Here is a 658-nt window from a genome sequence, read left to right on the forward strand (position 1 = left end):
TGTGCGCGTGATCGTAGGGTGCGAAGACGCGGTGTTTAATCAGCGGTCTCACGCCGTCAGCACGGAGTTCTTCGCGGAAGCTCATATCGCCATAGCCTTTGTCAGCGGCGAGTGTGAGCAGGTCGGCGGCGTTCCGCCGGACGACCTGCGGGCCGATCTTCGTCCCGTTTGGCCACTTCGCACTACAGTGTACGTCGATCACCGCGCCCTGCGCGNACCTGCGGGCCGATCTTCGTCCCGTTTGGCCACTTCGCACTACAGTGTACGTCGATCACCGCGCCCTGCGCGGTATCGACGAGAAACGTCGCCTGTATCGTCCGTACGTCTCGATCGCATCGTTTGAGGGAGTGGCTCGACGCCTGTTGGCGGTCGAAATAGGTGGCGTCGATGGCGGCGTGACCGGACTGATCGAGCAGCTCCGACGAGAGTCGGAGCNAGTGGCTCGACGCCTGTTGGCGGTCGAAATAGGTGGCGTCGATGGCGGCGTGACCGGACTGATCGAGCAGCTCCGACGAGAGTCGGAGCAGTTCTCTCCAGATCCGCATCGGTGCTCGATCAAACGACTTGTACAGTGCGGATGGACCAGGGAACTCGCCGCGCTCGAGAACGAGCGCGGCTCGGACCCGCTCCATCTCCTCGGCCCAATCGAGGACTTCGA

Annotated in this window: 1 pseudogene (only partly in view); it reads right to left on the minus strand. The window is 63.0% G+C overall.

Going from position 1 to position 658, the window contains the following annotated elements:
- A pseudogene (locus C484_RS13885) lies at positions 1-658 on the minus strand (hypothetical protein); its annotated part reaches 11 nt to the left of the window's first position; the annotation flags it as partial.

It is taken from the genome of Natrialba taiwanensis DSM 12281, from assembly GCF_000337595.1.
GTDB lineage: Archaea > Halobacteriota > Halobacteria > Halobacteriales > Natrialbaceae > Natrialba > Natrialba taiwanensis.